Annotated in this window: 7 protein-coding genes; 2 read left to right on the top strand and 5 right to left on the bottom strand. The window is 39.2% G+C overall.

The genetic code is table 11. The features are described 5' to 3' along the window. Nucleotides 1-770, bottom strand: a 770-nt coding sequence (gene modD, locus ACM0OY_RS39230; RefSeq protein WP_414574108.1) for a ModD protein, incomplete at its 3' end; no start/stop codon positions are given. Between the two features lie 160 nt (nucleotides 771-930). On the opposite strand from modD, the gene ACM0OY_RS39225 reads away from it, so the two are divergent. Then, the gene (locus ACM0OY_RS39225; RefSeq protein ID WP_414574107.1) at nucleotides 931-1,185 is read left to right on the top strand and encodes a hypothetical protein; all 255 of its coding nucleotides are present in this window, start codon (nucleotides 931-933) and stop codon (nucleotides 1,183-1,185) included. A 174-nt stretch (nucleotides 1,186-1,359) separates the two neighbouring features. Next, the gene (locus ACM0OY_RS39220) at nucleotides 1,360-1,845 is read left to right on the top strand and encodes a response regulator (protein WP_414574106.1); all 486 of its coding nucleotides are present in this window, start codon (nucleotides 1,360-1,362) and stop codon (nucleotides 1,843-1,845) included. 128 nt (nucleotides 1,846-1,973) lie between these two features. Here ACM0OY_RS39220 and ACM0OY_RS39215 read toward each other — a convergent pair whose 3' ends face one another. The 4 genes from ACM0OY_RS39215 to ACM0OY_RS39200 all read right to left on the bottom strand — a co-directional run. After that, on the bottom strand, nucleotides 1,974-2,585 hold the full coding sequence (locus tag ACM0OY_RS39215; protein WP_414574105.1) for a PEP-CTERM sorting domain-containing protein: 612 nt from the start codon (nucleotides 2,583-2,585) through the stop codon (nucleotides 1,974-1,976). A 315-nt stretch (nucleotides 2,586-2,900) separates the two neighbouring features. Next, nucleotides 2,901-3,851 (bottom strand): extracellular solute-binding protein, encoded by a 951-nt coding sequence (locus ACM0OY_RS39210; RefSeq protein ID WP_414574104.1) that lies wholly within the window; start codon nucleotides 3,849-3,851, stop codon nucleotides 2,901-2,903. 534 nt (nucleotides 3,852-4,385) lie between these two features. Further along, the gene (locus ACM0OY_RS39205; RefSeq protein WP_414574103.1) at nucleotides 4,386-5,147 is read right to left on the bottom strand and encodes a class I SAM-dependent methyltransferase; all 762 of its coding nucleotides are present in this window, start codon (nucleotides 5,145-5,147) and stop codon (nucleotides 4,386-4,388) included. Between the two features lie 116 nt (nucleotides 5,148-5,263). Continuing rightward, on the bottom strand, nucleotides 5,264-5,798 hold a 535-nt coding region (locus ACM0OY_RS39200; protein WP_414574102.1), incomplete at its 5' end, for a CAAD domain-containing protein.

Below are 5,798 nucleotides of genomic sequence, written 5' to 3'. Positions count from 1 at the left end.
CTCCGTATTATATATCTTAACATAGCTGACTTTTTTGATGCCCACTTACTTAGTTTTAAGTTTGGATACTGCTGCTTCAATTTCAAAACTAGAGGCTCAAGGTCTGGTAGGGGAATTTTATCAAACTGAATTAAATCTACACCTGCTTGAGCAGCCATCCAAGCATCTTCTGGTGTATCTACTTCAACGCAAATATGTTGTTCTGGAAACTGTCGTTGCAGTTCATTCATGCGCTCAATTAACCCAACCATACCTCCCAGAAATATCAGGTGTTGGTTAAAGATCAGAACTGTTTCAGATAATCCTAAGCGATGAAAAAAACCTCTGCCTGCTAGAACTGCTTTGATGGAAAGCGCTCTAGTACCTGGAAAACATTTACGAGTAGTCACAATAGAAACAGACTGATTTACTGTTTTGGCAGTATCCACTAATACTCTTGTACGCGAAGCAATGCCGGAGGCATATTCCATCAAATTTAAAGCAACTCTCCAGCCACTGTGCAAAGCTTGAGCAGTGCCACTAGCTTGAAGAATTAATTGCTTCTCCTGGCAGACTGTACCACTTTCGACTTGATAATGAACTTCGGCACCACAATATTTTAATACTCTGGCTGCTTCTTCAGTAGCGCAAATGGTCATCGGATGACGGGTAGAAAACTCGATTTCACCAGGTTGCTTGCCAATGCCTAGCCCGTAGGTTGTCAAATCTAGGTAGGGAACATCTTCCTGAATTAACCTAGCGATCGCCTCATCTGAGAAGAAAACACTCATTATGGGTATTCAAGATTATTTTTTAGAGTACTCTACAATCTTTTACCAAAATGGTTGGTAAAAAGTAGCGATCGCTACAATTCACAGACTTAATAATGTGATATTCATGACCTCGCAGTAGTATCGACTTTAGTACAAAAAGTCATGAAAAAGTATTTATTTGAAGTATTTATTTGCCATACCACTGATTACTGCTATGTTTGGTGTCACAATGTCTAGTCAGGTTTGGGCTGTCTCTTTGAACAATGCTGGCGGTTTAAAGACTGGCTTTGGTGAAATCTCTAAGAACTTTACTGCCAAATATGACATTCCCTACACAAGTGTCTGTCCCTTGTGGTTGGCTACGGGAACATATAGAGCAAGAACTTTCATCAAAAAAGCATCCGCAGATGTTTATGGACTAAAAAAAAGATAAAAGACTGCTATGGCAGGGCACTCATCTTACAGCAAGAAAATCTTATATATTGCCAATTTGCTTGCGAAGGTAAAAAACTTTTTGATATAGTGCTTGCTAGGCAGCTAGTTCACGAGTAATCACCTGTAAGACTTCCTCTGTAATTCATTAGATAACTAGGGAGACAATTATATCGTGCCAGATAATTTTGAGGACACGCGTCCTGAAAAAGATAGAAGAGACTTAGATATTTTTCAAGGATTGACGATTCTTGTGGTGGACGATAGCACAGATATCCTTTTTTTAATTACCTATATTTTTGAAAGTTATGGAATCCAGGTAATAACGGCATCCAATGCTTCGGCAGCATTTGAGATTATTAAACAATATCAAGTGGATCTTTTAATTATCGACATCGCCATGCCATTAGAGAACGGATATTCGCTAATACAGAAAGTCCGTTCACTTACATCTCCACTAACAAGAGAAATTCCAGCGATCGCTTTTACCGGTAGTTTTGAAGATAAAGCAGATAAAAAGGCTCTTGCATCTGGATTTCAAACTTATATCCAAAAGCCTTCAGACCTAGAACAGTTCATAACAGAAGTAGCAAAACTGCTTCAGATATCCTGCAAAAGGATGGCGATTGCATCTATTCTCTGGAAACAAGTAGTTAACTAACAATACAAAAAGGCAGTTAGCTTTCTTACAGAGTATTCTGATTATATGAGTGTAACTATAGCAGTCATCCCTACTTTGTAAGCATATTCCCAACTTGTGAAGAAGCCGGGGATATGATTACAAATGATTTAGAAATGCTGTATTTTTAAACCTACTTTTCGCTTATACAGTAGTAAAGTTATACCACCCGTGACTAACATGGCAGGTATTGAATCTGATTCAGGAATTGGTGTAATTTGACCCGAACCACTTATTGTGTTGCTAAACTGGCCAAAATCATTCACTCGACGACCGGTAGTAACTAAAAAGTATTTCTGTCCTGTAACGAGTTCTCGGTTGAAAGTAACAGTACTACCATTAGTAGTAGTATTTGCTATAACAACATTGGTTAATTGTTCAGTAGGATTAAAACTGTCTTGATATAAAGCTAAGAAAATATCCCATTTTCTATTTGCAGGTGGCGTAGATTCAGATTCACCATTTATAGTATATAAACCTGATTGATCGACCGTAAAATCGAATACACTGTAAGGTACACTCATTCCCAAATTCCCATCTTTTTCACCACTGATAAGAGTGGGAGGATTCCCTGGTGCTACACGCCGCCAAATCGGTTCATTTGTTGTATCTCCCTGATAAGTAAAGGTAGCAGCTTTGGAAGGTTGAGCGGTAGAAACAGTAGCTAATGCTAACCCCAGAATAACCATTAATGGTTTTTGAAAAAACTTTGTTTCTAACATAAAACTGATGGTTCCTCAAATACAAACTGTTAAAGATTTATGCCTATTGACTTATTTGGTCTTTTTTCTGCAATTTGAATGCTGAGATACGAGATGTATTCATGAAAAAAAACTGGAAGTTGATAGTTATGGTACTTGAGTAATTACCATCGAAGGGTTATCATCCTAAGAATATTTGACTTTGCCAAAATTGTTTATCTTTGTGGAAAGAGGATATATGCAGCTAATTTTTCACGTCGGGCATCGCATTTTTCAGTACACAACAGCAACCATGATTGCTAGATTGTTTCAAAATTAACCAGATTTCTCGATTTTCTAACTGTGGCGTTCATCGCCCACTTTAACTTTTTGCTGTTTGGCAGCAATCAACTTTCTCTGCAAGGCAAAAGCTACACTCACAGCAAGTAAAATTCCACCAACTCCTTGAGGTTCCGGAACAGACTTCGGACTACTAAATCCATACTTTGCCAGTATTTGTTGCCCAGTTGGTGAAAGGATATAATCAGCTAGTTGTGAACCTCCAGGATTTGCACCCTTGAGTACTGTCAAACCATAGTCAGCTTGAACTTTTAAGCTATCTGGCAATTCTACTACTTGTAGACTTGGTGAAATTTGTTGGGCAGATAAAGCACTGGTGTAATACACCAAATAGATATCTGCTTTGTTAATATCTTGCAGATAGTAGACTATGCTACCTCCCGGACTATTTCTATTAGGTGGTAAAGTCCCTGATAATATTACGGCTTTAGCATCTAATTGAGCAAAGCTACCTGGTGTAATTGCTTCGGCTTTGCGAAATACCTCGACACCGTAATCTCCCAAGGGATCGCTTACAGGTTGGGAAATGCCCAATTTAATGTTGGGATCGAGAAACTTATCAAGCAGATTCTCCGTTGTGAGTGAAACGTCTGGGATGGCGATCGCATAGATAGGATTGCCGGCAAACGTCTCGACTTCCCCACTTAGGTTGTTTTGATTGAGTGCAAGGGCATTACCTAAATCCGCACTGGCAAAGACATCTGCCTTTTCCCCTGCCAACAACCTATCTTTCAATGAACCAGAAGAAGCAAATTCTGTTCTGACAGAAATCCCATATTCCTGAGTAAAGGCACTAGCAACTTCCGAAAGCGCACCCCTCAAGCTACCAGCAGCATATAAAGTCACCTCAGGAGGTGCAGCCAGTGTGGCTGCTAAAGTCTGTTTTGTAAAGCTAAGATTGACAACAAATACAGTCAGCGAAGCGGCAAGCAGATACTTTTTCATCATTTTTTAATCGCTCATAGTAAGGAAAAAATTACTTTCTCGTTTTTGGTAAGCTAAAACACATATTTATTGCATAGTGAAGGAGTGAGGTTTGTTGACTGCTGAGAGTCAAGAGTTAACACTCAACAGCCAACACGACCATATATATTTAAAGGTTTAAAAAATGTGGAACAGCTTAACTAATGCTTAAACAGTCCTTGATCTGAGCGTTTAAACTTTATGAATTATTCAACAGGAATTGTGACGTATTTTTTTATACGAGTTTGTGTTTTCGATTGAGGTTATCATACCAACTTGGTTGGATAAAATCAATTCAACTACGTAATTAAACGCTGACTTTATCAAAACTTTAAGTAAAAAGTTTTTTATCTTGATGAGATTACGCACATGACAACGCTTCAGGAGTAACTACAAGTGTAGTAATTCTGTAATACTTACGGCGAATGTACCCCTACAGGGATCTTGCTACGCGGAGCGCCTCGTAAAGCCTGCGGCATAGCAACTCTTAGAGACGCTACGCGATTAGGGCGGAGCCTCTCATAGAGAAGCGATCGCAACCCAAACTCGATGATGAACCTCAAGCAGAGGTGTGGGATAGTTTGTTTGGAGTAATGCCGCCAGTTCCTGGTCAAATAGTTCTACTTTGTCTGGTGTCAGGCTAGCTCCCACACCAGCAGTAGTACGAATACGACCGCGCCAATCTTCGTGTGTGAAAGGCACAAATACATCGTAAGAAAATGTTTGGATTTCTTTGAATCCACCTTCGTTAAGGTCTCTTAAACACGTAGGATACAAACCATGTCTACCACCCATACTCCAGTCCGGATTATGAGCCTCTATCAGCTGTTCTGTCGCTTCAGCAATATTACCTTTTGAGCGTATCCAATCAAAATGGGCGATTGCAATACAACCATTTACTTTCAAAATCCGAGCAACTTCTTGCACAGCCCGAGGACGGTCAAACCAATGCCAACACTGACCGGCTGTGACCACATCAGTACTTGCACTTGGTAAGCCAGTATTTTCAGCAGTTCCGACTCGATAATTTACTTTGAGTTGAGCAGATTCGCTTAACTGCGTCGCTTGTTGGAGCATTGCTGCTGATGGGTCTAACCCAATCACATCAGAACCTCTAGCTGCAAGTCCCCGTGCTAATGTTCCCGTACCTGTACCGAGATCAACAACTTTCTGCCCAGGTAAACCAATACCATATTCAGACAGTCTGTTAAATAATGAATTGGGAAAGCCAGGACGATGTTTTGCGTAATCAATAGCAGTAGCACTAAAGTCAACTTTCATAAGTACGTCTGTTGCAAAATTTGTGAGGTAATACAGATACGTTTAACATGCTCTTGGTTCGTGTCTTCCTTCACGATCAAAGAAAAGAAACATGAAAGTATAGCAGCTTATGAAGCTTACCCTTCGATAATTTCTTTTTGCATAGAAATAATATGTGTAGCTAATTCTTGCCGAGTAGAAGCTTTGAGTAAATATCGAAAAATAAACCAAGTTACGTAACCAATTCCAGTCAACTCAAAAACTAGATTTAACTGCGGAATTTCATTTAGTACATCTAATACAGCTAGAACTAGCTTAACTGCAACAGTCGCTCCAATAATTGTAGTAAAACAAATAATTGGCAGTTGGTATTCTGTGGAAAATCTACCTAGATATTTTGGGAATTGCTCCAAAAAGCTAGAAAATTTACTGCCAATTTGCTGCGATTGAGGTAATGGTTGATTAGTAGGTAGTGGTAATGGTTGACTATCAAATTTTGAACTTTCAAGTGCTGTGATAGGTTCGGTTGATGTAATATCAAAAGATTTTGATTGTTCTATTTCGCTCTCTCCAAATTTACTATTTTCTTCAGCGATAACAGTTTTCTTTTGCCCACTACGGATATCATCCTTAGCCAATTTCATCAAAGGAGAGTAGATGGCATTGTACATA

The sequence above is a fragment of the Nostoc sp. CCY 9925 genome, from assembly GCF_963920935.1.
Lineage (GTDB): Bacteria > Cyanobacteriota > Cyanobacteriia > Cyanobacteriales > Nostocaceae > Nostoc.
Note: the sequence above shows the minus strand (reverse complement) of the source record. Positions and strands in the feature narration are given on the sequence as shown.

What these genes read in the sequence shown, in the direction of transcription:
- ACM0OY_RS39215 (WP_414574105.1), bottom strand. Translation starts at nt 2,585, where the DNA reads ATGTTAGAAACAAAGTTTTTTCAAAAACCATTAATGGTTATTCTGGGG.
- ACM0OY_RS39210 (WP_414574104.1), bottom strand. Translation starts at nt 3,851, where the DNA reads ATGATGAAAAAGTATCTGCTTGCCGCTTCGCTGACTGTATTTGTTGTC.
- ACM0OY_RS39205 (WP_414574103.1), bottom strand. Translation starts at nt 5,147, where the DNA reads ATGAAAGTTGACTTTAGTGCTACTGCTATTGATTACGCAAAACATCGT.